This is a genomic window from Pseudomonas sp. RA_5y_Pfl1_P24, from assembly GCF_963970945.1.
In the GTDB taxonomy this organism is placed as follows: Bacteria; Pseudomonadota; Gammaproteobacteria; order Pseudomonadales; family Pseudomonadaceae; genus Aquipseudomonas; species Aquipseudomonas tritici.
On the sequence record NZ_CAXAOJ010000004.1, the window covers coordinates 396,903 to 420,374 of the forward strand.

Below are 23,472 nucleotides of genomic sequence, written 5' to 3' on the forward strand. Positions count from 1 at the left end.
ATGAATTCGCGTCGCTGAGGAGTGGGCTTCCATGAACGAAGACTTTTGGAAGGATAAGTACCCCGCCGGGATTGCTGCAGAAATCAATCCAGACGAGTATCCGAATATTCAGGCGGTACTGAAGCAGTCCTGCCAGCGCTTCGCCAACAAACCGGCTTTCAGCAACCTGGGCAAGACAATCACCTACGGTGAATTGTACGAACTGTCCGGCGCCTTCGCCGCCTACCTGCAACAGCATACCGACTTGAAGCCCGGCGATCGAATCGCCGTGCAACTGCCCAACGTCCTGCAATATCCGGTCGCGGTGTTCGGCGCCATCCGTGCCGGCCTGATCGTGGTCAACACCAACCCGCTGTACACCGCGCGGGAAATGGAACACCAATTCAACGACTCCGGTGCCAAGGCCCTGATCTGCCTGGCCAACATGGCGCACCTGGCGGAAAAGGTCGTGCCCAAGACCGCCGTCAAGCATGTGATCGTCACCGAAGTCGCCGACCTGTTGCCGCCGCTCAAGCGTCTGCTGATCAACAGCGTCATCAAGTACGTTAAGAAAATGGTCCCGGCTTACCACTTGCCACAGGCGATCAAATTCAACGACGTACTCGCCAAGGGCCATGGCCAGGCGGTCAACGAAGTCAGCCCGGCCAGCAGTGATGTGGCCGTGCTGCAATACACCGGCGGTACCACCGGCGTGGCCAAGGGCGCGATGCTCACCCACCGCAACCTGGTCGCCAACATGCTGCAATGCAAGGCGCTGATGGGCTCCAACCTCAACGAAGGCTGCGAGATCCTCATCACGCCGCTGCCGCTTTACCACATCTATGCGTTCACCTTCCATTGCATGGCGATGATGCTGATCGGTAACCACAACATCCTGATCAGCAACCCGCGTGACTTGCCAGCGATGGTCAAGGAACTGTCGAAGTGGAAGTTCAGCGGCTTTGTCGGCCTTAACACCCTGTTCGTGGCGCTGTGCAACAACGAGGCGTTCCGCAAGCTGGACTTCTCTGCGCTGAAAGTCACCTTGTCGGGCGGTATGGCCCTGCAACTGGCGGCAGCCGAGCGTTGGAAGGCCGTGACCGGCTGTGGCATCTGCGAAGGTTACGGCATGACCGAAACCAGCCCGGTGGCGACGGTGAACCCGATCCAGCATATCCAGCTCGGTACCATCGGGATTCCGGTGCCGTCCACTGTGTGTAAAGTCATTTCCGACGACGGCACCGAGCTGGCGCTGGGCGAAACCGGCGAGCTGTGCGTCAAGGGCCCGCAAGTCATGAAGGGTTACTGGCAGCGCCAGGACGCCACCGACGAGATGCTCGACAGCGAAGGTTGGCTGAAGACCGGCGACATCGCGATCATCCAGCCCGACGGCTACATGCGCATTGTCGACCGCAAGAAGGACATGATCCTGGTCTCGGGCTTCAACGTGTACCCCAACGAGCTCGAAGACGTACTGGCGGGCCTGCCGGGCGTGCTGCAGTGCGCAGCCATCGGCGTGCCGGACGAGAAGTCCGGGGAGCACATCAAGCTGTTTATCGTGGTCAAGCCGGGCGCAACCCTGACCAAGGAGCAGGTGATGGAGCATATGCGCGCCAACGTCACCGCCTACAAAGTGCCCAAGGCGGTGGAGTTCCGTGATGCGTTGCCGACCACCAACGTGGGCAAGATCCTGCGGCGTGAATTGCGCGATGAAGAGTTGAAGAAGCTAGGTCTGAAAAAGTAACCCATAAAAAACCCCGCAAATGCGGGGTTTTTATTGGGCTATCGCAGGCAAGCCTGCTCCACATTTTTAATCCGGTGTTTACAGGGCGAACGGGGCGAAGCTCACGCCTGCACCCGCCGGGCGCACGTCCTTCAAGAACGAATCCTTATCCGCACTCAGCTCCAGGGTGATCTCCGGGCTACGCTTGCCCGCATTACGCACCACCAGGCCTTCGACCTTCTCACGCAAAAACACCGTCGGCACCTTCAGGTGCAGCAACTGGTCAGTCTCGGCGTTGTGCATCAACAAGTGAATCCACTCGTACTGGCCCACGGCGATACGGCCCAGCGGCAGGTCGAACCACCAGATGTTGCGTTTCTGGTCCAGTTCGGTGAAGTGGCAGTTGTTGACGCCGAGTACGGCACCGCCCAGTTCAGTGTTTCTGCGGGCGATAGCCTGTGCTTTATTGAGTTTCATAACCTTCCTACGGGATCTGTTATTCAGCGTTGTAGCCTGAATGTGCCGGGCATTCTCGTGGGTTGGCCACAAAACATAAAGCCCAACCTGCGACTGGCGATGAAATGCACAGGCAAAAATAATTGAAACTCTGCCAAATCGCCTCGGGTCAATCTTTACGTGATGACCAAAAACCATCGATTGTTCCAGGAGAAATACCATGAGCAGCACATCGGATAAGGTAAAAGGTGTAACGAACGAAGTGGCCGGCAACGTGAAGCAAGGTGTCGGTAAAGTGACTGGCGACGACAAACTGCGCGCTGAAGGTGTGGTACAGGAAAAGAAAGGCGAAGTGCAGAAAGCGGTCGGCGATACCAAAGACGCTGTGAAAAAAGCGACCCAGTAATTTCGAATCGCGGGCTGGTTTTACGCAGCCCGACGGCCATCCACGGATGGCCGTTTTTGTATCCCTCGTTGCAACTAAACTTTCGAAATTGTTTCAAAGTCGCCAAATGGGCTACTTTGATGTAGAAAACGGCCCCTGAGTCGCCCACGAACTCAACCTTTTGCGGCGAAAGGAGACGCTATGCTTTTTCCGGTATTACAAGGCCTCAAACTGCACAAAGTGCTGGTGCGCACCGTCACGGAATTCGTCGATGACGAGATGCCCACCTACGCCTCGGCGCTGGCCTACCAGATGCTGTTCTCGCTGTTTCCCTTTCTGCTGTTCCTGATCGCGCTGATCGGTTTCCTGCACCTGCCGGATTTCTTCTCCTGGCTGCGCCTGCAGTCGGAGCTGGTGTTGCCGCCCCAGGCGCTGGAGCAGGTCAACCCGGTCATCGACCAGTTGCAGCAATCCAAGGGTGGCCTGCTGTCCGTGGGTATCGTGATCGCGCTGTGGACGGCTTCGGCCGGCGTGCGCCTGATGATGAGTGCGATGAACGCCGCCTACGACGTGGTTGAAGGCCGGCCGATCTGGAAGCGTTTCCCGCTGTCGATTCTCTATACCATCGGTATTGCCGGCATGCTGTTGGCCGCCGCCGCGCTGATGGTGCTTGGCCCGCAGGTGATGGAGTGGATCGCCGCGCAGATCGGCATGCAGGAATTCGTGGTCACCCTGTGGACCATCCTGCGCTGGCCGCTGATCGTGATCCTGCTGATGTTCGCCGTGGCCCTCATGTACTACGTGATGCCCGACGTCGAGCAGGAATTCCGTTTTATCACGCCAGGCTCGGTGCTGGCGGTGGTGGTGTGGATCGTCGCGTCCCTGGGGTTTGGCTATTACGTCAAAACCTTTGCCGACTACAACGCCATGTATGGCAGTATCGGCGCAATTATCGTGCTGCTCCTGTACTTCTATATTTCCGCCGCGGTGCTGCTGCTGGGTGCGGAGATGAATGCAGTGATCGAACACATGTCCGCCGAAGGTAAGGAACCGGGTGAAAAAGAGTTTGATGCGCCGGCTCATACCACTGAAAAACAGCACGTCTCAGGCCTCGGCCGGGACCATTCCAAGCCCACCCCTGACGAAGTCTGATCGATGATCCGTGAAATCCTGAAAATGGGCGACGAGCGCCTGCTGCGTATCGCGCCGCCGGTTCCGCCGGAAATGTTCGACAGCCCCGAGCTGTGGCAATTGATCGATGACATGTTCCAGACCATGGAACATGTGGGCGGCGTCGGCCTGGCCGCACCGCAGATTGGTGTCGACCTGCAATTGGTGATCTTTGGTTTCGAGTCCAGCGAACGCTACCCGGACGCGCCGCCGGTGCCGCAGACCATCCTGATCAACCCGCTGATCACACCACTGAGCCCAGTGCTGGAGGAGGGCTACGAAGGTTGCCTGTCTGTGCCGGGCCTGCGTGGCGCGGTGAGCCGTTACCAGCAGATTCGCTACGAGGGCTTCGATCCGAAGGGTGAGCCTATCGTGCGTTTTGCCGATGGTTTTCATGCGCGGGTGGTGCAGCATGAGTGCGATCACTTGATCGGCCGGTTGTACCCGTCACGAGTTACGGATTTCAGTAAGTTCGGGTTTATTGACGTGATGTTCCCGGAGCTCGAGCCCACTGCTGACGAATAGCTTTCAGATCCAATGAGGTCCAAATGTGGGAGCGAGCAAGCCCGCTTCCACATTGAGCCCGCGTTCTGCTCAGGTTATTTAGCAGGCTTTACGAACCGCAACGTCCTCCCATCCTTTTTCTTCAGGTTTTCTTCGGATGTGTGCGCGTAAGCACTGCTGCTTGCGGCCTGCACGGCGGCGATGGATGCCGATAGCCGTCGAGGGCCCTTTGGCCGGGTCGCGCCAACTGCCGGCGAACACGCTCTGGTATTGCTTGGCGCTGATCGGTGCCTCGGCCGCCTGGCTCAAGACCGGGGCGAGCAGGGCGGTGAGGGAGAGAACTGCAAGCGTCGTGTTCATGATCATCCTGTAAGCGCCACTGTGCCGCCGAGGCTAGCATGGCGCTCGCAGGCGCTGATCACACATTATCCGGGGTCGACGTCACCAAACGATCCAAGCCCATCGCGATCATGGGTTTGTTGCGTTTGTAGCGCACCAACCGCTCGCTAAGCGATTGCGGCAGCAGCGTGTCCTGTGTGAATCCCATGCGCTGGTATAGCCCTTCCAGATCCGGATGACACAACAACCAAACGGTTCCCTCGCAAGCAGCCACCGCCGTAAGAATCAATCGCGCCGCCAACCCCTGGCCGCGATACGCGGGTGCCACACACACACCGCTCAACCACTGCCCACCCGCCACCGGCGTGAGGCACAGCCCCGCGACGATCTCACCCTCCCGGGCCACCCACAAACGCCCGCCCTTGAGCGCCTTCATCGGCGAATTATGGCTGCGGTAAAACTTGTTCAGCAGCGGCCACAACGGCTCTGCCAGCGGTTCGATGTGTAATTCGGGCATGGTGTTCAGGCAGCGTTATCAAGGGCTGGGGATTATAAGCGCCTTCTACGTCGCAATAGGTGGTATACCCAGTGCTACATCCCCTGTTCAGTGGAGCACGCATCATGGCCAAAGGTATGGATTCAAAGAAAGCCGCGAAGAAAAAACCGGCAAAGACCGCCGATGAAAAACGCGCTGACAAGAAAGCCAAGAAAACCGAGACAGGTCTGTTCGGTCACTGAGACCCGTTTTTGAATGAACTCAGCTTTCGGGGGATTCGGCGGCCAGCGAGGCAATCACTGCTGGCCGCTCACCCAACCGCTGCTGAAATGCCGCCAGCGCCGGCCACTCGCTCAGATCAATCGCGTGAAAGGCCGCCCAGCGCAGCACCACGAACAGGTACGCATCCGCTACTGAGAACTGCGAACCCAGCAAGTAATCCTGGCGTTCCAGCGTCTGCACCAGCACCGCAAAACGCTTGAACAGCGTCGCCTGGAACATGGCCCGCACCTCGCCCTGAATCGCATCATTGAAGAACACCGCCAACCCACCATGCACTTCGGTGGCGATAAAATTCAGCCATTCCTGCAAACGCACACGCTCCCAGCGACCATTGGCCGGCGCTAGATTTGCTGTGGGTTTCAGGTCAGCCAGATACTGCAGGATCGCGCTGGCTTCGGTCAGCACCTGGCCGTTGTCCAGTTTCAGCGCTGCAACGTAGCCCTTGGGGTTGATCTGCAGGAAGTCTTCGCCGTCGGCGGTGGTCTTGGCCTGGTTATCGACCCGCACCAGGTCGAACGGCAACGCCAGTTCGCGCAGCACGATATGCGGTGCGAGGGAGCAGGCGTGGGGGAAGAAATACAGTTTCATCTTGAACAGCTCCGTTGAATTTGCGCCAGTCTCGCGGGCATGGCACCGTGCGTAAAATTAAACCTTCAGACCCTGCCATAAGGACAGCGAATGCCATGATGAACCTGATGCACTGGCGCCTGCTGGTGGCCGTGGCCGATCACGGCAGCATCACTGCCGCCGCCGAGCGCGTCGGTATGACTCAATCCGCCGCCAGCCAGGCCATGGCCGGCATGGAGGCGACCCTGGGCGCGCAGCTGTTTACCCGTGCACCACGCAAGACCTTGCCCACCGCACTGGGCTTGAGTGTGATCGAACAGGCGCGGGTGATGCTCAAAGCCTTGCAGACCATTCGCAGCACCGTGGATGAAGCCCGCCCAATGCTGCGTGGGACGATTCGCATCGCCAGTTTTCCCATGGTGCTGGCCAGGTTCCTGACGCCGTTGTTGCAGCGCTTTGCCCAGCTTTATCCGGGGATCGAGGTGACCACCCTGGATGTCACCGACAACGAAGTGCTCACCTTGCTCGACGCGGAGTTGATCGACTTGGGTGTAGTGCTCAACCCCAAGCCCGAGCGCAATGCCACGGTATTGGGCCGGGACTTCTGGATGGCCGTACTACCGGTGGAGCATGCGCTGGCGCAACGTCCGGCCGATGCCAGTGTGTCGCTTGAGGAATTTCTTGAGCAGCCGTTCGTGCTCGCCACCGGTGGGTGTACCGCGAATGCGCGCAGCCTGGGCGCCGCAGCGGGGCTGACGCTGCGCGATATCCGCGTGGAAGTGCGCGAATGGAACAGCGCGTTCAGCCTGGTGCGCGAGGGCGTGGGCGTTACGCTGGTGCCGGAAATGGCTCTGCCGGCCCAGCGCAAAGGCTTGCGCGTGATGCCGCTGACGGTGCCGCTGCACCGTGAGTTTGCCTTGGTCGGCTCGCCCACCCGTGACCCTTCAGCCGCTGCCCGCGCTTTATTAGAAATGCTGGCTGATTAGTGACCTTGCATAGTGCCTAGCCCTGTCTATGCTCACCCATAACCGTTGATGACGCTTGGCAGATAAAGCGATTTGGATGGTTATTCCCCATGAAGGTGTACCAGCACTACCCAACATATGAATGGAACGCGCCTTCCGTGCGCCGGGAATCCAGGGTGATCTGACCATGTTCAACCGCCATCACAAATCCGACCTGCTTGAAATCCAACGCTTTTCCTGCGCACTTACCGAAACCAACGCCAAACTCGCGGCCATCAGCCGCTCCATGGCCATGATCGAGTTCGACGCCAGTGGCGTGATCCTCGACGCCAACGACAACTTCTGCAAAACCATGGGCTACAGCGCCGAGGAGATTCGCGGCAAGCATCACCGCCTCTTTTGCGACGAGGCCTACACCCACACCGACGGTTACGCCAAGCTATGGCGCGACTTGGCGCGGGGCGAGGCGCTGAGTGGCACCTTCATGCGCTTGAACAAGCACGGCCAGGAGGTGTGGCTGGAAGCCAGCTACATGCCGGTGCTGGACAAGGACAATCAGGTGCAGAGCGTGATCAAAGTCGCGTCGGATATTTCTGCGCGGGTTCACCACGAACATGAAAACCAGAGCCTGATCGACGCCATCGGCCGTTCCATGGCAGTCATCGAGTTCACGCCTCAGGGCCAGATTCTCAATGCCAACGAAAACTTCCTGAAGACCGTGCAGTATTCTCTGGATGAAATCGTCGGCCAGCACCACAGCATGTTCTGCCACCGCAACGAAGTGGAGTCGCCGGCCTACACTGCATTCTGGGCTTCCCTCAATCGCGGTGAATACCATTCACACCGCTTCGAGCGCAAAAACAAATACGGCAAGACCCTGTTCCTGGAAGCCTCCTACAACCCGATCTTCGACCCCAATGGCCGCTTGTACAAAGTGGTGAAGTTCGCGAGCGACATTACCGACCAGGTCACCACCCTGCGCACCGCTGCCGACTCGGCCCACGCCACCTCGGTGCAAAACGATGCCTGCGCGCGCAAGGGCTCGGAGGTGGTGCAGCAAACCGTGCAGATCATCGAACAGATTTCCCACGACTTGAACCAGGCCGCCGAGAGCATTGATGCGGTCAACAAGCAGTCGGACATCATCGGCGCCATCGTCCAGACCATCAGCGGCATTGCCGAGCAAACCAATATGCTCGCGCTGAACGCTGCAATTGAAGCAGCGCGGGCCGGTGAGCAAGGGCGCGGCTTTGCAGTGGTGGCCGACGAAGTGCGCAGCCTCGCGGCGCGCACCAGCCAAGCGACGGTGGAGATAGTGGGTGTGGTGCGCAAGAACCACGACCTGTCGCTGAGCGCGGTGTCGAGCATGCAATCGAGCTTGAGCCGCACGGGGCTCGGGGTGGAGCTGGCAAATGAAGCGGGGCAGGTGATCCTGGAGATTCAGGAAGGGTCACGGCATGTGGTGGATGCGATCGGGCTGTTCAACTCGACCCTACAACTTCAGTAACACTGAGCAGGCTTGTAGAGCGGGCTGTGCGACGACTCGACAAGCCCGCTCATTACAGGTCGAACAAGATTAGATCGCGGCCAAGGTTTCTTTCACGGTTTGCGCCTGAGGCTCAACCGTCTTCGCCGCTACCTGCTGCTCTTGTTGCTGCTTCAAACGGTCAGCCACTTGCTTGGAAATAGCGTCCTGCTTTTCCTGCGACATGTTCTGCACATCCGCCTCGGTCAAACCCTGTTCCTTGAGCAATTGCTCACGGATACGCTCGGCCGGCGTCTTGCTCATGTAGTCGGTAAAATCCGCCCGCGCGCCGGAGGTAGCGCTGGTCGCCGGCACATCGGAGGCCGAAGCGGAGGCCTGCAGTTGCACGCGGGTCTTGGCGAAGGCTTCGTCGATACGGTCGGTAGCCTTGTCCAGTTCCTTTTGCGCGGCCGGCATGGTCACGCTTTGCTGCGTCGCCTGCAGGGCACCGCTGTACAGCGCGCTGGCAGCGGCGTTGGCAGGGTCCATATCAGGCCGTTTGATCTGTTGAACGGTCGACATGGCTTGTGTGTTGTTGTTAACCAGCATGATCGGTCACCTGTGGAGTGTTCGGTGCCACAGCTGGAGCAAATAGCGTGCCGGGTGCGAAGCGCCCGGTTTTATTGGGGATGATGTCGCCGCCGCGGCAAGTAGTGTCCCGCAGGCGGCCAACCGTTGCCGTCAATGGGCGATATTTTCCAATGCCAAGTTACGCGTACGCGGCCCGAACCAACTGATGGTGATCATCACGATCAACATGCTGCTGGCAATAAACGCCAACACCCCTGGCGTGCCCAGGTGTTCAAGGATAAAACCGATCAACAGGCTGCTGAACACCGTGGACAAACGGCTGAACGAATAACAGAACCCCACCGCCCGCGCGCGGATGTTGGTGGGGAACAGCTCGCTCTGGTACGAGTGATAGCTGAAGCTCAGCCAGGCATTGCAGAACGTGATCATCACCCCGCAGATCACCAGCCCCACCGCCGTGGTTTGCAGCGCGAACAGGCTGCCGAAGATCACCGCGCCCATGGCTGAGCCGACGATCTGCCATTTGTTTTCAAAGCGGTTGGCCACTTTCACAAACAGCAACGGCCCCAGCGGGTAGGCGAGTGTGATGATAAAGGCGTAGAGCAAGCTGTGGGTCACGCTGACGCCCTGGCCCGAAAGCAGCGCCGGCAACCAATTGCCAAAGCCGAAAAAGCCGATGGCCTGAAACACATGAAACACAATCAGCATCAACGCGCGGCGACGGTACGGCGGTTGCCAGATGTCGGCAAAACGGCCACTGCCCTGCACGCTGACGGCCTGCGGCTCGGGTTCGTCCAGCGGTTTGCCGTGATCTTTCTGACAGCGCGCCTCCAGGTTATCCAGGATCGCACCGGCTTCTTCGAAGCGGCCCTTTTGCGCAAGCCAACGCGGTGACTCCGGCAGGCGTTTGCGCAGTTGCCAGATAAACAACGCAAACACCGCGCTCGACAGTACCACCCAGCGCCAGCCGGACACGCCGAACGGCGCTTGCGGCACCAGCCACCACGACATCAATGCCACGGCCGGCACTGACAGAAATTGGATAAAGAATGCGAAGGCAAACGCCGAGCTGCGCATGCGCTTGGGCACCAGTTCCGAGAGGTAGGCGTCGATGGTCACCAGCTCAATGCCCAGGCCAATCCCCACCAGAAAACGCATGCAGATGATGCCCACGGCGGAGGTCTGGATACCCATCAACACGGTGGCGACGGTGTACCAGATCAACGCAAAGGTGAAGATCGCCCGCCGACCATAGCGGTCGGCGATGGGGCTGAGCAGGCTGGCGCCGAGGAACAGGCCAAGGAAGGTTACCGAGGCGAACGCGGCTTGGTCGGAGAAGCCGAATACGCCCGCGCTGCCGGTATGGAAAATCCCGTCGCTGATCAAGCCGGGGCTGATATAGGCGGTCTGGAACAGGTCATACAGCTCGAAAAAGCCGCCAATCGACAGCAGTGCCACCAGGCGCCAGACCGTCGCAACGGCGGGCAGGCGGTCGATGCGCGCGCTGATATGGGCTGCACGGAGGGGGTCGATGCCGTCGGCGGCAGAGGCGGTGAGTGTGGACATGGGAGGAGATTCCAGGGGCAGTGACCTGGAATCTTAGCGGGCTAACGGAAATCGGTGCTTGTGAAGTTGTGCATGTTTGGCTGCACATTCACCGATTTATTGCGCCAAAACTTCATATTTCAAGGTTTTGTGGCGCAGAGCCTCCGTAGGCTATGGGTATTTCGAACGTCTGGAAGGCGTCGTCCACCGGTTGGTAACCCAGCACGCGTGTGGTTTCGCTCAGGTCCAAGCGCTTGAAGCGGTTATTGGATATGCCATGGGCGATCAGGTGCTTCACGCCTTCAGCCTCCACCGAACGCTGCAGCAACTGCACCGCATCACGCGGGCTGAGCCAGGCGCTGAGGTCGCGGGCGTTGTTCAGGTCGTGGGTTTCGGGGAATTCAAAGGCGCCGATGCGCAGGGCGATCGTCGAAAGTGGCGTTTTGGCTGCGTAGTAACCACACAGCGCTTCGCCATAGCATTTGCTCACGCCATACAGGTTGGCGGGCATGACCTGCATGCCAGGCGTGATCTGGCGGTCTACCGGGTAGCCTTCGATGGTCTGGGCGCTGCTGGCGAACACCAGGCGTTTTACCCCGGCGGCCACGGCGGCTTCGAACAGGTAGGTGGTGGCGAGGATATTGTTGGGCAGCAATTCGTCGAATGAGGCGCTGGCGTGCGGAATACCTGACAGGTGCACGATAACCTCGATGCCGTCGAGCAGGGCGACCAGGCTGGATGGGTCGCTGAGGTCGGCGTGCACAAAACGGTGCTCGGCCAGGTCGAAATTCGGCGCGATACGGTCCGTGAGGGTGAAACGGTAGCGGTCTTTCGAGGCTTCGAAAAACGTCTTGCCGATTCTGCCGCAGGCGCCAGTGAGCAGTACGTTGAGGCCTTTCACGGTGGAGTCCTTATTTTAGTTATGGCCGTCAAGGGCGAAAGCCTGGAACCCTTGGTGCTGGCCCAGTCGCTGATAGTACGCGGCAATGGCCGGGTAGGGCGGGCGCTCCATAGGCGTCATCTGCCAGCGGTGCACCGACAGCCCGATCAGGATGTCGGCGAGGGTGAATTCATCACCGGCCACGTAAGCGTTTGTGCGAACGAGCTGTTGTTCCAGAATGCCCATCTTGTCGTTCCAGACCTGCACAGCAGCGGCGATCTGCGCGGCGTCCAGACCATGCGGGTTGTTGCGCACCAAGGCCGTGAACGCATCGCCCCAGGCGCGGTTGAGTTCGATGGCTTGCCAGTCTATCCATTGCTCGATCCGGGCCCGCGGCGCAGGTTCGGCGGGCAGCAGGTCATGCCGTTGGTAGAGGTTCACGAGGTAGCGGCAGATGGTGTTGGACTCCCACAGCACGCCGTGGTCGTCGATCAGCACGGGGATTTGGGCGTTGGGGTTCAAGGCGAGGAATTCAGCGGACTGGGTGGGCTTGAAGCCGATGCCCCAGTCTTCGCGCTGGTAGTCGATGCCCAGTTCCTGGCAGGTCCATAGCACTTTGCGCACGTTGATGGAGGACGTGCGGCCGAGGATTTTCAGTGAGTGTCCCATGGTGCTTCCCTTGCGATGGAGAGCAGCCAATCTAGCAGGGGCAGGAAGCTACGGCGATATTTCAACGCGGGCACGGTAAAAAATGTGGGAGCTGGCAAGCCAGCTCCCACATTGGAGGGTGTGCTGCATTACAGGTCAGGTACTCTCCCGCACCTGCAATTCAAACCCCATATCCACCACCGGCTTGGCGATCTTGTTACCCGCCATGATCGTCAGCAAATGCTCCGCCGAACGCCGGCCAATCGCTTCACGCGGCGTGCTGATGCTGCTCAGGCGCGGCACCATATAGGACGAGGCGGGCAGGTCGTTGAAACCCAGCACCGCGACGCGCTCCGGCACCTTGATGCCATGGCGCATGGCTTCCAGCAGCGCGCCTTGGGCCAGGTCGTCGTTGCCAAAGAAGATCGCATCCACATCCGGATGGGCGGCCAACAGCTGCAAAAACAGCTCGCCACCCAAGCCGACCGAAGAGGGCCGCGGTGTCAGCAATTCCAGCGCCGGGTCATACAGGCCGGTCTGTTGCAGCGCCCCGCGGAAACCTTCGCCACGCAGCAAGGTGCGTTGGTCCAGTTGCGCGCCGATATACGCCAATCGTTTGTACCCACGGGACAGCAAATGCGCTGCCGCCGTTTCACCCGCCGCCAGCTGCGAGAAACCCACGCAGTTCACGCCGGCATTCGGGTCCAGGTCCATCATGTACACGCAGGGCACGTTGCTGGCCTCGACCATCCGTCGGGCGCTTTCGGTGCGATCGAACCCGGTGAGTAGCAATCCACGTGGCTGGTAGGCCATGTAGTTGCGCAGCAGGTTTTCTTCTTCATCACGCGAATAGTGGAAGTTACCGATCAACACTTCAAAGCCCTTGGGCCGCAGCACTTGGTGAATGGCTTCAAGGGTTTCGATGAACAGCAGGTTGGACAGCGACGGCACCAACACCACCACCGAATGGCTCTGGGCCGAGGCCAGGGCGCGGGCGGCGGGGTTGACCACGTAGTTGAGTTCGGCGGCGGCCTGCTGCACTTTTTCCACCAGCTCGGTGGCGACGGTGCTGATGCCACGCAGGGCGCGCGACGCGGTAATCGGGCTGACGCCGGCCAGGCGGGCGACCTCGTTAAGGGTCGGGCGACCCGTGGTGCGCAATTTTTTATCGTTCTTAGAGGTCATCAGGCGGCTTGCCAAACAAAAATCGAGGCACTAAGGTAGCGCTGTCTCCAAACGGCTGCAAATGCTTGAACGTTGGGTTGCCTGATCCCGTTCGAATGATTGGAGCGGATGCACGCGTCACTCCATAAAAAAAGACAAGACGGCGCGGGAAAAGCCTGTTTTTGCACTAGCCTTACAGCGTGCAAAGGTAGCGCTATCTGCGTCCTGAGGTGTTTCATGAGTCAACCTGTTACCGCCCTGGTTATCATGGGTGTTGCCGGCTGTGGCAAGACCAGCGTCAGCGAGGCCCTGTGCCGGCTGAACGGCGCCACCGCCATTGAAGGCGACAGCTTTCACCCCGCCGCGAATATCGAAAAGATGAGCGCCGGCCACCCCCTCGACGACGACGACCGCGCCGGCTGGCTCGACATCCTGTGCGAGGAACTGCGCCGTTCGCTCAAGGCCGGCGAACACCCGGTGCTCACCTGCTCCTCACTCAAGAAAAAATACCGCGACCACCTGCGCGAAGCCGCGCCGGGCCTGGGGTTTGTCTTTTTGGAGCTGACCCGCGAAGTGGCCGCCGACCGCGTGTCCCATCGCCCCGGCCATTTCATGCCGGCCAGCCTGATCGACAGCCAGTTCGCTACCCTCGAATCGCCGATAGGCGAACCGCTGACCCTGGCCCTCAACGCCAGCGAAGACAGCATCGAGGAACTGGCCGAGCAGACCAACACCTGGTGGCTGCAACACGGCTTTGAACCAACCCGATAATTTTTTGCCGGAAAGATAGCGCTATCCCCGGCGAAAGATTCAACACCCGCTTTAATAACAACAACAAACAGGAGAGACCCCCCATGTTTGGCATGTCCCACGAGTCCTACCTGCTGCTAGACGCAGTGGTCACTATCATCGGGTTGATCGTTCTGATCACCAAGTTCAAGGTGCACCCGTTCATTGCACTGATCATCGCGGCCGGCTTCCTCGGCCTGACCTCGGGCATGCCCGTGGACAAGATCATCAAGGCGTTCCAGGACGGTTTCGGCGGGGTGCTCGGCTTTGTCGGCATCATCCTCGCGCTGGGCACCATGCTCGGCAAGATGATGGCCGAATCCGGCGGCGCCGATCAGATCGCCCAGACCCTGATCCGCGCCTTTGGCAAGGACAAGGTCCAGTGGGCGATGATGTTTGCCGCGTTCCTGGTGGGTATCCCGCTGTTCTTCGAGATCGGTTTTGTCTTGCTGATCCCGCTGGTATTCATCGTCGCGCGACGCACCGGCGTGTCGCTGATCAAGATCGGCATCCCGCTGCTGGCCGGCCTGTCGGCCGTACACGGCCTGGTGCCACCGCACCCGGGCCCGCTGCTGGCCATCGGCGTGTTTGGCGCGGACATCGGCAAGACCATCCTGTACGGCCTGATCGTCGCACTGCCGACTGCCATCATCGCCGGCCCGATCTTCGGTACGTTTATCGCCAAGTACATCCCGGGCAACCCGTCCCAGGAACTGGTCGACCAACTGGCCCGCGATACCGATAACAAGTCGTTGCCGAGCTTTGGCATCACCCTGGTCACCGTGCTGCTGCCGGTGTTCCTGATGCTGCTCAAAACCTTTGCCGACATCGCGTTTGCCGAAGGCAGCGTGGTGCGCAACTGGATGGACATGATCGGTCACCCGATCACTGCGCTGCTGCTGGCGTTGCTGCTGTCGCTGTATACCTTCGGCCATCGCCAGGGCATTCACTCCAAGCAAATCCTCAAGCTGCTCGACGCCAGCCTTGCGCCGACCGCCGCGATCATTCTGATCATCGGTGCCGGTGGTGGCTTCAAGCAGATGCTGGTGACCAGCGGTGTGGGCGACGTGATCGGCCATATGGCGGTGAACGCGCAGATCAACCCGATCCTGCTGGCGTGGCTGGTGGCGGCGGTGATTCGCGTCGCGACGGGCTCGGCCACCGTGGCGACCATTACTGGCGCGGGCATTGTGGTGCCAGTGGTAGGCATGATTCCAGGGGTTAACCGTGAGCTGCTGGTGTTGGCGACAGGGGCGGGTTCGTTGATCCTGTCTCATGTCAACGATGCGGGGTTCTGGCTGGTGAAGCAGTACTTCAACATGACCGTGGCTGAGACGTTCAAGACGTGGACGGCGATGGAGACGATTCTGTCGATCGTGGCGTTGATCTTTATCATGCTGTTGTCGTTGGTGGTGTGACGTACACACCCTGAAGCTTGGGTGAAAACCCGATGCAAATGTGGGAGCGGGCTTGCTCGCGAATGGGGTGGATCAGTCGCCAACTCCATTGACTGACATTGCGCTTTCGCGAGCAAGCCCGCTCCCACAGTTTTAATCACATCCCAACAGGTGAGTCGGGTCAGGCCTTGGTGACCAGGCCATCCGCCCGGAACATCCCGCGAATTCCCCGCACTGCCTGGCGAATCCGGTCCTGGTTCTCGATCAGCGCAAAGCGCACATGATCATCGCCATACTCGCCAAACCCAATCCCCGGTGACACACACACCTTGGCTTCCAGCAGCAACTTCTTGGCAAACTCCAGCGAGCCCATGGCAGCATACGCTTCGGGGATTTTCGCCCAGACGTACATCGACGCCTTTGGATTCTCGACCATCCAGCCCAGCTCATGCAGGCCCTTGACCAGCACGTTACGCCGCTGGCGATACTGCTCGGCAATGTCCTTCACGCACTGCTGATCGCCTTCCAGCGCCGCAATCGCCGCCACTTGCAGCGGAGTGAAAGTGCCGTAGTCGTGATAACTCTTGATCCGCGCCAGGGCGTTGACCAGTTCCGGGTTACCCACCATGAAACCGATGCGCCAGCCGGCCATGTTGTAGCTCTTGGACAGGGTGAAAAACTCCACCGCAATGTCCTTGGCGCCCGGCACCTGCATGATCGACGGGGCTTTCCAGCCGTCGTAGACGATGTCGGCGTAGGCCAGGTCGTGCACCACCAGCACGTCGTACTGCTTGGCCAGCGCAATCACACGCTCGAAGAAATCCAACTCCACGCACTGCGCAGTGGGGTTGGACGGGAAGCCCAGGATCATCATCTTCGGTTTGGGGATCGAACCGCGAATCGCCCGTTCCAGTTCAGCGAAGAAGTCCACGCCAGGAATCAGCGGCACCGAGCGGACCTGGGCGCCGGCAATCACGGCACCGTAGATGTGGATCGGGTAGCTCGGGTTCGGCACCAAAACAGTGTCGCCCTGGTCCAGGGTGGCCAGCATCAAGTGCGCCAGGCCTTCCTTGGAACCGATGGTCACGATGGCCTCGGTTTCCGGGTTGATGTCCACTTCATAGCGGTCTTTGTACCAGCGCGAAATCGCCCGGCGCAGGCGCGGAATGCCTTTGGAGGTGGAGTAGCCGTGGGTGTCTTCACGCTGGGCGACGGTGACCATTTTCTCCACGATATGCGGTGGGGTCGGGCCGTCAGGGTTACCCATGCTCAAGTCGATGATGTCTTCGCCGCGCCGACGCGCAGCCATCTTCAGCTCGGCAGTGATATTGAACACGTAAGGGGGGAGTCGATCTATGCGCGCAAAGCGGCGCGGCAAACCTTGGTCAGCCATTGTTGCCTCGAGAGTACGTAAGCGCCCGGAACCGTCCGAGCGACGTCGGCCACTGCGGTGGCCTGCGGGGCAGACAATACGGTCGGTGATGGCCAGTTGTCCAGATGCGTAGGAAAATTTTCTGCATGGAGTCCAATACGGATATGCCCCTATACTCGATGCGGGTTTGTTCCCTCATAAGAAGGAGACTGTTCGTATGGATCAGCAGACAAAACAACCGTTAGAACCGCGCATGGAAGCGGGCAAGGCTCTGGTGATTGCCGGTGTACAAGGGCGTTATTCAAAAGCCACCGTGGGTGATATCCCCAAACTGTGGGAGTTGTTTGATACCTGCATCAAGGACATCAAGCAACGCGTTGGTGGGGTGACGTATGGCGTTTGCCATAACCCCCATCACGGCGAATTCGATTACATGGCCGGTGTTGAAGTCCCGAGTAAAGCCGAAGTGCCGGGCAATTTCGAGTCTATCGAAATTCCGCCGCTCAACTATGCCGTGTTCCCGCATTACGGGCCGGTGCAGGCGCTTGAGCAAACCTACGAGCGCATCATGTTCGAATGGCTGCCATCTTCGGGCTATAAGGTGATAGGCGCGGATTTCGAGCGATACAGTGCGGATTTTGATGGGCGCAAAGGCACCGGCACGGTGGAGATCTGGTTGCCGGTTGGCGAAAGAGGCTGAAACTGCTGCCCATGCCACGTAAACAGGACATGCACGTGCGAACGTCCTGTTTACGTGACATTCCGCTAAGGATTAAACGCCCACCTCAACCGGCGCTCATACCCAATCCGCCCCTTGTACGCCTCCCCACGGTCCACCCATCCTGCCGCCAGATACAGTCGCATCGCCGGCACATTTTCCGCGTCCACCGACAACTCCAAGCCCTTGATCTGTGGCCACGCTTGCAATGCCGCCGCCGGCAACGCCTGCAAAGATGCCTTGCCGAATCCGCGCCCTTGCTGGTGCCGGTCCACCTGCAATGCATGCAGCGTCGCGCTGTGTTCATCGGCCCAATGGGGCAGGCAAGGTGGGCGTTTGAGCAACAGGAAGGCCACGGGCTGGTCGTCGGCGAGCAGGGCGAAGCCTTTGATCGCGTCGGGATAGGGATTGACCAGCAGGCTGTTCAGCGCACAGTAGATATCACCGGAATACGCCAGTTGCTCGGGATGCACTTGCAGGGTGTCGAGCTGCTGTTTCTGTACAAGGCTCAGCGTCTCATAGGAGACGAGGCGGGTTTCCATGGGTGGGCGCATCCGAAATCCTACGAAGAGGCGTGATTCTAGCGGGTTTGGCGTCTGTCGGGTCGACCGGAAACCTTGAGCGACGCGAACTATAGTGAGTCCCGTGCGCCCATTGAGTCTCTGAACACAACACTCATAAGACTCAAGAGGTTTCATGACAGATGGGGTCAGAGCCTGGATCGGTTGGTGACGCTGGTCACCGAAGGCATGCGGGATCGAGCGCACGGTAGGTGATCAAAATGTGAGAGCGGGCTTGCTCGCGAACGCGATGTTCCAGCCACACATAAGTTGACTCACCCCCCGCTCTCGCGAGCAAGCCCGCTTTGATCTTCATTGTCTGGCCGGGATCACTCAAGCATCTTGCCCAACAACCAACTCCCCGCCGGCCCCGGCGGGTGCTGCCGCGACCACAGCGCATCCACCGCCACCGAGCGCGGCCAACTGCGTGCTTTGAGCTCGACCAATTGGCCGCCATCAAAACGTTCGACCAACCAGCGCGGCAGCGGTGCCCAGCCGAAGCCCAGTTGCGCCATTTCCATCAACATCAAGTAACTTGGCGCCGACCACACGCGGCCGCTGGGGCGGGTTTCAGTCGGGTTGATGATGCTGGCCAGGCGCAGTTCGCGATGCTGCTGCAGCGTGTCGGCGGGGATGTTTTTCAGGTTGGCCAGTGGGTGTCTGGCCGCGACGAACAGTGAGATTTCCGTGCTTTCTGCTACCGGCGCGCCGGTGAGGTCGGGCGGGTAGTTATCCTGTTTTTCAATAAAAGCGAGGTGCGCGCGGCCACTTTGTACCAAGGCAACCAAATCCTCGCACTCAGCGATCAGGCATTCCAGTTCAAGGTCCGGGTAACGCTGCTCAAAGGCGCTGAGCGCGACCTCGAAGCGATCGGACTGGTAAGTATCGGACATGGCGATGGTCAGCTTCGGCTCCAAACCCTGGGCCAACTGGCTCGCTGCCAGCTCCAAACGACTGCTGGCCTCCAGCACCTGCTCGGCGCGTTGCAGCAACACATGGCCTGCCGGCGTCAGCGTCGGCTTGCGGCTAGTGCGGTCAAACAGCACCACATTCAGGTCAATCTCCAGGCTCGCCACTGCCGCGCTGACGGTGGACTGGCTCTTGCCCAGCTTGCGCGCCGCTGCGGAAAACGAGCCCTGGGTGGCTGCCTGCACAAACGCCTGCAGCACTTCATGGGAGGCCATTACTATCGCCTTGATCGATGGTTATTGGTTATGAAGTATCGAGTCAGAGAGCGATCATGGCAACCCTCGTCACTCACTGAGCGCAGGTTATGAGCCCTACCAAGTCGGTTACTGAACGTGTTTGCCAAGCCATCGGTTTTGAGGGATTGGCATTGTTGATCTGCACCCCACTGCTGGCGTGGATCATGGACAAGCCCGCCCTGGAAATGGGCATGGTCACCCTGGCGATCAGCCTGATCGCGCTGACCTGGAACGTGATCTTCAACGGCCTGTTCGACCGCCTCAAGGTGCGCCTGCAACTGGCCAACACGCCGTGGACGCGGGTGTTGCATGCGTTGCTGTTTGAAGGCGGGCTGATTCTGGTGTGCGTGCCGCTGATCGCGGCGTGGCTGAACATCAGCCTGATCCAGGCGTTCATCCTCGACATAGGTGTACTGCTGTTTTTCCTGCCGTACACCTATGTGTATCACTGGGGCTATGACGTGCTGCGCGAGAAGCGCCTGGGGCTTAAAGAAACATCCCCCCCGAAGCCTCAATGCGCTGACCGGTGATCCAGTTGCTGCCGCCACCTTGCAAGCCCGGCTCTAGCGTCGCGCCGACAACTGCTGCGGCGCCAGGAACGCGTCGTGGAAGTAATCGCGCACCGCCTGCATCGCCGGGGTAAACGCACGCTCACGGTGCCAAGCCAGGCCGACGCTCATGGGCGTTACCGGGTCGGTGACGGTCAGGGTTTCGATGCGTTTGCCTTCCAATGACCAAGGCCTGTGCACCAGGTCTGACAGGATCGCCACACCACTGCCATTGGCAACCATGCTGCGCACTGCCTCCACCGAACTGGTGCGCAGCCGCACCTCTGGTGCTTGCCCGGCCTGCTCCCAGTAGCGCATGGCGCTGTGCTCGGCCTCGTCGACGGTGAGCAGGATGTAGGGCTCCTGGGCCACATCCGCCAGGCTCACGGCGCCGCGTTCGCACAGGGGGTGATGGCTGGGCAGCCACAGGCGGCGTTCCGAATTGAACAGGATTTCCGAGACGATATCCGGGTGGGTGAGGTTGGCGGTGAGCACCACCGCCATGTCGAACTGGCCGTCGAGCAAACCTTGTTCGATGGCTTGGCGCTCCTGCTCAAAGACCTCGATGGTCACGTCCGGGTGCCAGTGTTCCATGCGTTGCAAGTGGTGGGGCAGGAAGTAGCCGAGCACCGTATAGCTGGCCGCCAGGCGCAACACGCCACTGGCGCGGTAGTCGGGCAACGGGCTGTTCAACGCATCATCGACACTGCGCACAATTACATAGGCGCGGTTGAGAAAGTGCCGGCCGGCGTCGGTCAGGTTCATGCCCTGGGCCGAGCGTACGAACAGTTGCACACCCAGCATGGCCTCCAATTCCTTGATCGCCGTGGTCACTGCCGATTGGGAGATATTCAGGTGAATCGCCGCCTGGGAAATCTGGCCAATCTCAGCCGTGGCGACGAAATAGCGGACTTGGCGCAAGGTCAGGGACATCTGCCTCTCCAAAACGTAGGGCTATCTGATTTTCAGAAGATGGGCCATCTGATAATAGATCTTCCCAAGGGGTCAAGCTGCAGCCTACTTTCCAGCATCACCTTTTGGCGGAGCGACCCTGATGCAGGCAGTGGATTTCAACTCAGACATGGGCGAAGGCTTCGGCCCCTGGACCATTGGCGACGGCGTCGACGCGGAGCTGATGGCTTATATCAGCTCGGCCAATATCGCTACCGGCTTTCATGCCGGTGACCCCGGCACCATGCGCCGTACCGTCGAGCGTGCCAAGCAACTGGGCGTCGCTATCGGTGCGCACCCTGGCTTTCGTGATTTGGTCGGCTTCGGCCGGCGCCACATCAACGCCCCGGCGCAGGAACTGGTGGACGACATGCTCTATCAGCTCGGCGCGCTGCGTGAAATTGCACGTGCCCAAGGTATGATCCTGCAACACATCAAGCCCCATGGCGCGCTGTATATGCACCTCGCCCGCGACGAAGAAGCCGCGCGGCTGCTGGTGCAAAACCTGCAAATCATCGAGCCGACATTACTGCTGTACTGCATGCCCAACTCGGTGATCTGGCGCGTCGCCCAGGAACTCGGGCAGCCGGTGGTGCGCGAGTTTTATGCCGACCGTGAGTACGATCTGACGGGCTCCATCGTGTTTACGCGCAATGTGCGGGCGCTGGATCCGGCGACGGTGGCGGCGCGAGTCCTGCGTGCGTGCCAGACCGGTCTGGTGCGCACCGTTGAAGGCGAAGACTTGTTTATCGAATTCGATTCCATCTGCCTGCACAGCGACACGCCCGGCGCGCTTGAACTGGTGGAAGCGACCCGCGAAGCCCTGGACCGAGCGGGCATCACCGTCAAAACACCCCAATAAGATCGAAACATTATTTTTTTCGCCTGCCTTTCTACAATGATTCCAAGAGGAACAGACATGGCTGAAACGTCTCCCATCCGCTACAGCTTCGGCGGTGATGAACACCTGTTTGCCGAGGTCAGCGAGAGCATGTCCCTGGAGGCCTTTTTCAAAGGCATGGCCGTGACGCGTGCGGTGGAACGCCTGGCGCTGGAGGGCGTGCTGGACGTGTGTCTGGCCAATGCATCGTTCCAGATTCGCTTCGACCCCGACCGCATCGCGCCCCATGCACTGCTCGATGCGGTGCAAACCGCCGAATCCCAGGCCGTGGCCGAACGCACCCTGCACACGCGCATCATTGAAATTCCAGTGCTCTACAACGACCCCTGGACCCATGAAACCCTGATGCGCTTTCGCGACCGCCATCAAGACCCCAGCGGCACCGACCTTGAATACGCGGCGCGCATCAATGGCCTGGCCGATGTGGATGCGTTTATCGCCGCCCACAGTGGTGCGCCGTGGTTTGTGTCGATGGTCGGCTTTGTCGCGGGCTTGCCGTTCATGTTCCAGATGGTCGAGCGCGAGCGGCAGTTGCAGGTGCCCAAGTACCTGCGCCCGCGCACCGACACGCCGAAACTCACCCTCGGCCATGGCGGCTGCTTTGGTTGCATCTATTCGGTACGCGGTGCCGGTGGTTACCAGATGTTCGGCGTGACCCCGGCGCCGATCTACGACCCGGCGCAGCAATTGGCGTACCTCAAGGAACACATGGTGTTCTTCCGTCCCGGCGATATCGTGCAATTCAAACCGATGGACCGTGACGCCTACGACCTGGCGGTGGCCGAAGTGGACGCAGGACGTTTCGACCTGCGCATCCGCTCGGTGGAGTTTTCCCTCGACGCCTTTCTCGCCGACCCCATTGGTTATCCGAAATCTTTGCAGGAGGCGCTGGCATGATCAAGGTCCTCAAACCCGGCCTCGCCACCTCCGTGCAAGACCTTGGCCGCGAAGGTTATTACCACTTGGGCATCCCGCCGTCGGGCGCGTTGGACCAATATGCGTTGAGTGCGGCCAATCACCTGGTGGGTAATCCGGTCGGCGCGGCGGGGTTGGAATGCACGCTGATAGGCCCCGAACTGGCGTTTCAACAGGACGCGTTGGTGGCACTCAGCGGTGCCTTGATGTCGCCGCGCCTGGACGGTGAAGTGGTGCACCAGGACACCGCGTTCCAGGTGCGCGCCGGGCAGGTTTTACGCTTTGAATTTCCCAAGGCCGGCGCGCGGACCTATCTCGCGGTGGCCGGTGGTATTGATGTGCCGCGGGTGCTCGGCAGTCGTTCGACCTACACCCTCGGCGCACTCGGTGGGTTTCACGGTCGGCGCTTGCAGGAAGGCGATGAATTGCCCATCGGTGAGGCCAGCGGTACGGGCCGTGCGGGCAACAGTTTGCCGATGGCGTTGCGCCGATCGGTGGGCGGTGATGTGACCCTGCGTGTGGTGCCGGGGCTGTATTACGAGCGCCTCACGGATGCGGCCAAAAGCAGTTTTTTTGCCGGGCCCTGGACGGTGGGTTCCGAAGCCGACCGCATCGGCTATCGCTTCAAAGGCGGCAGTGCACTGAGCTTTCAGCCAAGGGAGCAGCCGTTTGGCGCGGGCTCCGATCCTTCGAATATCGTCGACAGTTGCTACCCGATTGGTTCGATCCAGGTGCCGGCCGGGTTGGAGCCGATCGTGTTGCATCGGGACGCGGTGTCGGGCGGCGGGTACGCGATGATTGGCACGGTCATCAGTGCCGATCTGGACTTGATCGGGCAGATGCAGCCGAACCAGCGGGCCGGGTTTGTGGCGGTGACGCTGGAGGAAGCACTGGAGGCGCGGCGGGTGTACAAGAAACGGGTCAACGCGATGGTTGGACTCTTCAATCACAGAAGAA

Annotated in this window: 23 protein-coding genes and 4 pseudogenes; 14 read left to right on the plus strand and 13 right to left on the minus strand. The window is 60.0% G+C overall.

Going from position 1 to position 23,472, the window contains the following annotated elements; translation table 11 throughout:
- Nucleotides 1-31: 31 nt before the first annotated feature.
- Nucleotides 32-1,723, plus strand: coding sequence for a long-chain-fatty-acid--CoA ligase FadD1 (gene fadD1 / locus AACY30_RS08770; RefSeq protein ID WP_065873541.1), 1,692 nt, complete (start codon nucleotides 32-34; stop codon nucleotides 1,721-1,723).
- Nucleotides 1,724-1,801: 78 nt separating this feature from the next.
- Here fadD1 and AACY30_RS08775 read toward each other — a convergent pair whose 3' ends face one another.
- Nucleotides 1,802-2,179 (minus strand): hypothetical protein, encoded by a 378-nt coding sequence (locus AACY30_RS08775; protein WP_339417100.1) that lies wholly within the window; start codon nucleotides 2,177-2,179, stop codon nucleotides 1,802-1,804.
- A 199-nt stretch (nucleotides 2,180-2,378) separates the two neighbouring features.
- Here AACY30_RS08775 and AACY30_RS08780 point away from each other — a divergent pair, with 199 nt between their 5' ends.
- The 3 genes from AACY30_RS08780 to def all read left to right on the plus strand — a co-directional run bounded on the left by AACY30_RS08780 (nucleotide 2,379) and on the right by def (nucleotide 4,238).
- Entirely contained in the window at nucleotides 2,379-2,564 is a 186-nt protein-coding gene (locus AACY30_RS08780; protein WP_339540165.1) for a CsbD family protein, read from the plus strand.
- Nucleotides 2,565-2,744: 180 nt separating this feature from the next.
- Complete coding sequence (locus AACY30_RS08785; RefSeq protein ID WP_339417097.1) at nucleotides 2,745-3,695, plus strand: YihY/virulence factor BrkB family protein; 951 nt, start codon at nucleotides 2,745-2,747, stop codon at nucleotides 3,693-3,695.
- A 3-nt stretch (nucleotides 3,696-3,698) separates the two neighbouring features.
- Complete coding sequence (gene def, locus AACY30_RS08790) at nucleotides 3,699-4,238, plus strand: peptide deformylase (RefSeq protein ID WP_339470178.1); 540 nt, start codon at nucleotides 3,699-3,701, stop codon at nucleotides 4,236-4,238.
- 113 nt (nucleotides 4,239-4,351) lie between these two features.
- Here def and AACY30_RS08795 read toward each other — a convergent pair.
- The 3 genes and pseudogenes from AACY30_RS08795 to gstA form a co-directional block, all read right to left on the minus strand.
- Nucleotides 4,352-4,577: pseudogene (locus AACY30_RS08795) on the minus strand (methyltransferase); the annotation flags it as partial.
- Nucleotides 4,578-4,635: 58 nt separating this feature from the next.
- Nucleotides 4,636-5,073 (minus strand): GNAT family N-acetyltransferase, encoded by a 438-nt coding sequence (locus AACY30_RS08800; RefSeq protein WP_339540167.1) that lies wholly within the window; start codon nucleotides 5,071-5,073, stop codon nucleotides 4,636-4,638.
- Between the two features lie 240 nt (nucleotides 5,074-5,313).
- On the minus strand, nucleotides 5,314-5,922 hold the full coding sequence (gene gstA, locus AACY30_RS08805) for a glutathione transferase GstA (protein ID WP_339540168.1): 609 nt from the start codon (nucleotides 5,920-5,922) through the stop codon (nucleotides 5,314-5,316).
- A 95-nt stretch (nucleotides 5,923-6,017) separates the two neighbouring features.
- Between gstA and AACY30_RS08810 the strand changes: the two genes are divergently transcribed.
- The 3 genes and pseudogenes from AACY30_RS08810 to AACY30_RS27405 all read left to right on the plus strand — a co-directional run.
- Complete coding sequence (locus tag AACY30_RS08810) at nucleotides 6,018-6,887, plus strand: LysR family transcriptional regulator (protein WP_339540169.1); 870 nt, start codon at nucleotides 6,018-6,020, stop codon at nucleotides 6,885-6,887.
- 166 nt (nucleotides 6,888-7,053) lie between these two features.
- Nucleotides 7,054-7,830: pseudogene (locus AACY30_RS27400) on the plus strand (PAS domain-containing protein); the annotation flags it as partial.
- 123 nt (nucleotides 7,831-7,953) lie between these two features.
- Nucleotides 7,954-8,373: pseudogene (locus AACY30_RS27405) on the plus strand (methyl-accepting chemotaxis protein); the annotation flags it as partial.
- Between the two features lie 69 nt (nucleotides 8,374-8,442).
- Here the strand turns inward: AACY30_RS27405 and AACY30_RS08820 are convergent.
- The 5 genes from AACY30_RS08820 to AACY30_RS08840 form a co-directional block, all read right to left on the minus strand.
- A complete protein-coding gene (locus AACY30_RS08820; RefSeq protein ID WP_339540171.1) occupies nucleotides 8,443-8,940 on the minus strand; it encodes a hypothetical protein in 498 nt (165 codons plus the stop codon).
- Between the two features lie 132 nt (nucleotides 8,941-9,072).
- Nucleotides 9,073-10,488 (minus strand): MFS transporter, encoded by a 1,416-nt coding sequence (locus AACY30_RS08825; RefSeq protein ID WP_339540172.1) that lies wholly within the window; start codon nucleotides 10,486-10,488, stop codon nucleotides 9,073-9,075.
- Nucleotides 10,489-10,600: 112 nt separating this feature from the next.
- The gene (locus AACY30_RS08830) at nucleotides 10,601-11,368 is read right to left on the minus strand and encodes an NAD-dependent epimerase/dehydratase family protein (protein ID WP_339540173.1); all 768 of its coding nucleotides are present in this window, start codon (nucleotides 11,366-11,368) and stop codon (nucleotides 10,601-10,603) included.
- A 15-nt stretch (nucleotides 11,369-11,383) separates the two neighbouring features.
- Nucleotides 11,384-12,016, minus strand: a complete 633-nt coding sequence (locus tag AACY30_RS08835) for a glutathione S-transferase family protein (RefSeq protein ID WP_339540174.1) — start codon at nucleotides 12,014-12,016, stop codon at nucleotides 11,384-11,386.
- A 135-nt stretch (nucleotides 12,017-12,151) separates the two neighbouring features.
- Entirely contained in the window at nucleotides 12,152-13,183 is a 1,032-nt protein-coding gene (locus tag AACY30_RS08840) for a LacI family DNA-binding transcriptional regulator (protein ID WP_339540183.1), read from the minus strand.
- A 213-nt stretch (nucleotides 13,184-13,396) separates the two neighbouring features.
- Between AACY30_RS08840 and AACY30_RS08845 the strand changes: the two genes are divergently transcribed.
- Together AACY30_RS08845 and AACY30_RS08850 are read left to right on the plus strand one after the other, a co-directional pair.
- The gene (locus tag AACY30_RS08845; RefSeq protein ID WP_339470192.1) at nucleotides 13,397-13,930 is read left to right on the plus strand and encodes a gluconokinase; all 534 of its coding nucleotides are present in this window, start codon (nucleotides 13,397-13,399) and stop codon (nucleotides 13,928-13,930) included.
- Nucleotides 13,931-14,013: 83 nt separating this feature from the next.
- Nucleotides 14,014-15,366, plus strand: coding sequence for a GntP family permease (locus AACY30_RS08850; protein WP_339470194.1), 1,353 nt, complete (start codon nucleotides 14,014-14,016; stop codon nucleotides 15,364-15,366).
- A 160-nt stretch (nucleotides 15,367-15,526) separates the two neighbouring features.
- Here AACY30_RS08850 and alaC read toward each other — a convergent pair whose 3' ends face one another.
- A complete protein-coding gene (gene alaC, locus AACY30_RS08855) occupies nucleotides 15,527-16,738 on the minus strand; it encodes an alanine transaminase (protein ID WP_339470195.1) in 1,212 nt (403 codons plus the stop codon).
- A gap of 196 nt (nucleotides 16,739-16,934) precedes the next feature.
- Between alaC and AACY30_RS08860 the strand changes: the two genes are divergently transcribed.
- On the plus strand, nucleotides 16,935-17,417 hold the full coding sequence (locus AACY30_RS08860) for a GyrI-like domain-containing protein (RefSeq protein ID WP_339436047.1): 483 nt from the start codon (nucleotides 16,935-16,937) through the stop codon (nucleotides 17,415-17,417).
- A 65-nt stretch (nucleotides 17,418-17,482) separates the two neighbouring features.
- On the opposite strand, the gene AACY30_RS08865 is transcribed toward AACY30_RS08860, so the two are convergent.
- Both AACY30_RS08865 and AACY30_RS08870 read right to left on the minus strand, forming a co-directional pair.
- A complete protein-coding gene (locus tag AACY30_RS08865) occupies nucleotides 17,483-17,977 on the minus strand; it encodes a GNAT family N-acetyltransferase (protein ID WP_339540184.1) in 495 nt (164 codons plus the stop codon).
- Between the two features lie 347 nt (nucleotides 17,978-18,324).
- Nucleotides 18,325-19,179 carry a LysR family transcriptional regulator gene (locus AACY30_RS08870; RefSeq protein WP_339540175.1) on the minus strand — a complete coding sequence of 285 codons (855 nt, stop codon included), beginning with the start codon at nucleotides 19,177-19,179 and terminating at the stop codon, nucleotides 18,325-18,327.
- An 89-nt stretch (nucleotides 19,180-19,268) separates the two neighbouring features.
- On the opposite strand from AACY30_RS08870, the gene AACY30_RS08875 reads away from it, so the two are divergent.
- On the plus strand, nucleotides 19,269-19,730 hold the full coding sequence (locus AACY30_RS08875; RefSeq protein ID WP_339417078.1) for a multidrug/biocide efflux PACE transporter: 462 nt from the start codon (nucleotides 19,269-19,271) through the stop codon (nucleotides 19,728-19,730).
- Nucleotides 19,731-19,763: 33 nt separating this feature from the next.
- Here AACY30_RS08875 and AACY30_RS08880 read toward each other — a convergent pair whose 3' ends face one another.
- Nucleotides 19,764-20,681, minus strand: coding sequence for a LysR family transcriptional regulator (locus AACY30_RS08880; RefSeq protein ID WP_339417077.1), 918 nt, complete (start codon nucleotides 20,679-20,681; stop codon nucleotides 19,764-19,766).
- 121 nt (nucleotides 20,682-20,802) lie between these two features.
- Between AACY30_RS08880 and AACY30_RS08885 the strand changes: the two genes are divergently transcribed.
- The 3 genes and pseudogenes from AACY30_RS08885 to AACY30_RS08895 all read left to right on the plus strand — a co-directional run.
- Nucleotides 20,803-21,561, plus strand: a complete 759-nt coding sequence (locus tag AACY30_RS08885; RefSeq protein ID WP_339470202.1) for a 5-oxoprolinase subunit PxpA — start codon at nucleotides 20,803-20,805, stop codon at nucleotides 21,559-21,561.
- Nucleotides 21,562-21,618: 57 nt separating this feature from the next.
- On the plus strand, nucleotides 21,619-22,497 hold the full coding sequence (locus AACY30_RS08890) for a 5-oxoprolinase subunit B family protein (RefSeq protein ID WP_339417075.1): 879 nt from the start codon (nucleotides 21,619-21,621) through the stop codon (nucleotides 22,495-22,497).
- A pseudogene (locus tag AACY30_RS08895) lies at nucleotides 22,494-23,465 on the plus strand (biotin-dependent carboxyltransferase family protein); the annotation flags it as partial. The gene AACY30_RS08890 and the pseudogene AACY30_RS08895, both read left to right, overlap by 4 nt.
- Nucleotides 23,466-23,472: the final 7 nt, after the last annotated feature.

Excerpts from the sequence above, each read along its gene's own strand:
- AACY30_RS08870 (WP_339540175.1), bottom strand. The coding sequence starts at position 19,179 with ATGGCCTCCCATGAAGTGCTGCAGGCGTTTGTGCAGGCAGCCACCCAG.
- AACY30_RS08865 (WP_339540184.1), bottom strand. The coding sequence starts at position 17,977 with ATGGAAACCCGCCTCGTCTCCTATGAGACGCTGAGCCTTGTACAGAAA.
- AACY30_RS08835 (WP_339540174.1), bottom strand. The coding sequence starts at position 12,016 with ATGGGACACTCACTGAAAATCCTCGGCCGCACGTCCTCCATCAACGTG.
- AACY30_RS08880 (WP_339417077.1), bottom strand. The coding sequence starts at position 20,681 with ATGTCCCTGACCTTGCGCCAAGTCCGCTATTTCGTCGCCACGGCTGAG.
- alaC (WP_339470195.1), bottom strand. The coding sequence starts at position 16,738 with ATGGCTGACCAAGGTTTGCCGCGCCGCTTTGCGCGCATAGATCGACTC.
- AACY30_RS08885 (WP_339470202.1), top strand. The coding sequence starts at position 20,803 with ATGCAGGCAGTGGATTTCAACTCAGACATGGGCGAAGGCTTCGGCCCC.
- AACY30_RS08845 (WP_339470192.1), top strand. The coding sequence starts at position 13,397 with ATGAGTCAACCTGTTACCGCCCTGGTTATCATGGGTGTTGCCGGCTGT.
- AACY30_RS08810 (WP_339540169.1), top strand. The coding sequence starts at position 6,018 with ATGATGAACCTGATGCACTGGCGCCTGCTGGTGGCCGTGGCCGATCAC.
- AACY30_RS08820 (WP_339540171.1), bottom strand. The coding sequence starts at position 8,940 with ATGCTGGTTAACAACAACACACAAGCCATGTCGACCGTTCAACAGATC.
- AACY30_RS08860 (WP_339436047.1), top strand. The coding sequence starts at position 16,935 with ATGGATCAGCAGACAAAACAACCGTTAGAACCGCGCATGGAAGCGGGC.
- fadD1 (WP_065873541.1), top strand. The coding sequence starts at position 32 with ATGAACGAAGACTTTTGGAAGGATAAGTACCCCGCCGGGATTGCTGCA.
- gstA (WP_339540168.1), bottom strand. The coding sequence starts at position 5,922 with ATGAAACTGTATTTCTTCCCCCACGCCTGCTCCCTCGCACCGCATATC.
- AACY30_RS08875 (WP_339417078.1), top strand. The coding sequence starts at position 19,269 with ATGAGCCCTACCAAGTCGGTTACTGAACGTGTTTGCCAAGCCATCGGT.
- AACY30_RS08800 (WP_339540167.1), bottom strand. The coding sequence starts at position 5,073 with ATGCCCGAATTACACATCGAACCGCTGGCAGAGCCGTTGTGGCCGCTG.
- AACY30_RS08775 (WP_339417100.1), bottom strand. The coding sequence starts at position 2,179 with ATGAAACTCAATAAAGCACAGGCTATCGCCCGCAGAAACACTGAACTG.
- AACY30_RS08850 (WP_339470194.1), top strand. The coding sequence starts at position 14,014 with ATGTTTGGCATGTCCCACGAGTCCTACCTGCTGCTAGACGCAGTGGTC.
- AACY30_RS08825 (WP_339540172.1), bottom strand. The coding sequence starts at position 10,488 with ATGTCCACACTCACCGCCTCTGCCGCCGACGGCATCGACCCCCTCCGT.
- AACY30_RS08780 (WP_339540165.1), top strand. The coding sequence starts at position 2,379 with ATGAGCAGCACATCGGATAAGGTAAAAGGTGTAACGAACGAAGTGGCC.
- def (WP_339470178.1), top strand. The coding sequence starts at position 3,699 with ATGATCCGTGAAATCCTGAAAATGGGCGACGAGCGCCTGCTGCGTATC.
- AACY30_RS08890 (WP_339417075.1), top strand. The coding sequence starts at position 21,619 with ATGGCTGAAACGTCTCCCATCCGCTACAGCTTCGGCGGTGATGAACAC.
- AACY30_RS08785 (WP_339417097.1), top strand. The coding sequence starts at position 2,745 with ATGCTTTTTCCGGTATTACAAGGCCTCAAACTGCACAAAGTGCTGGTG.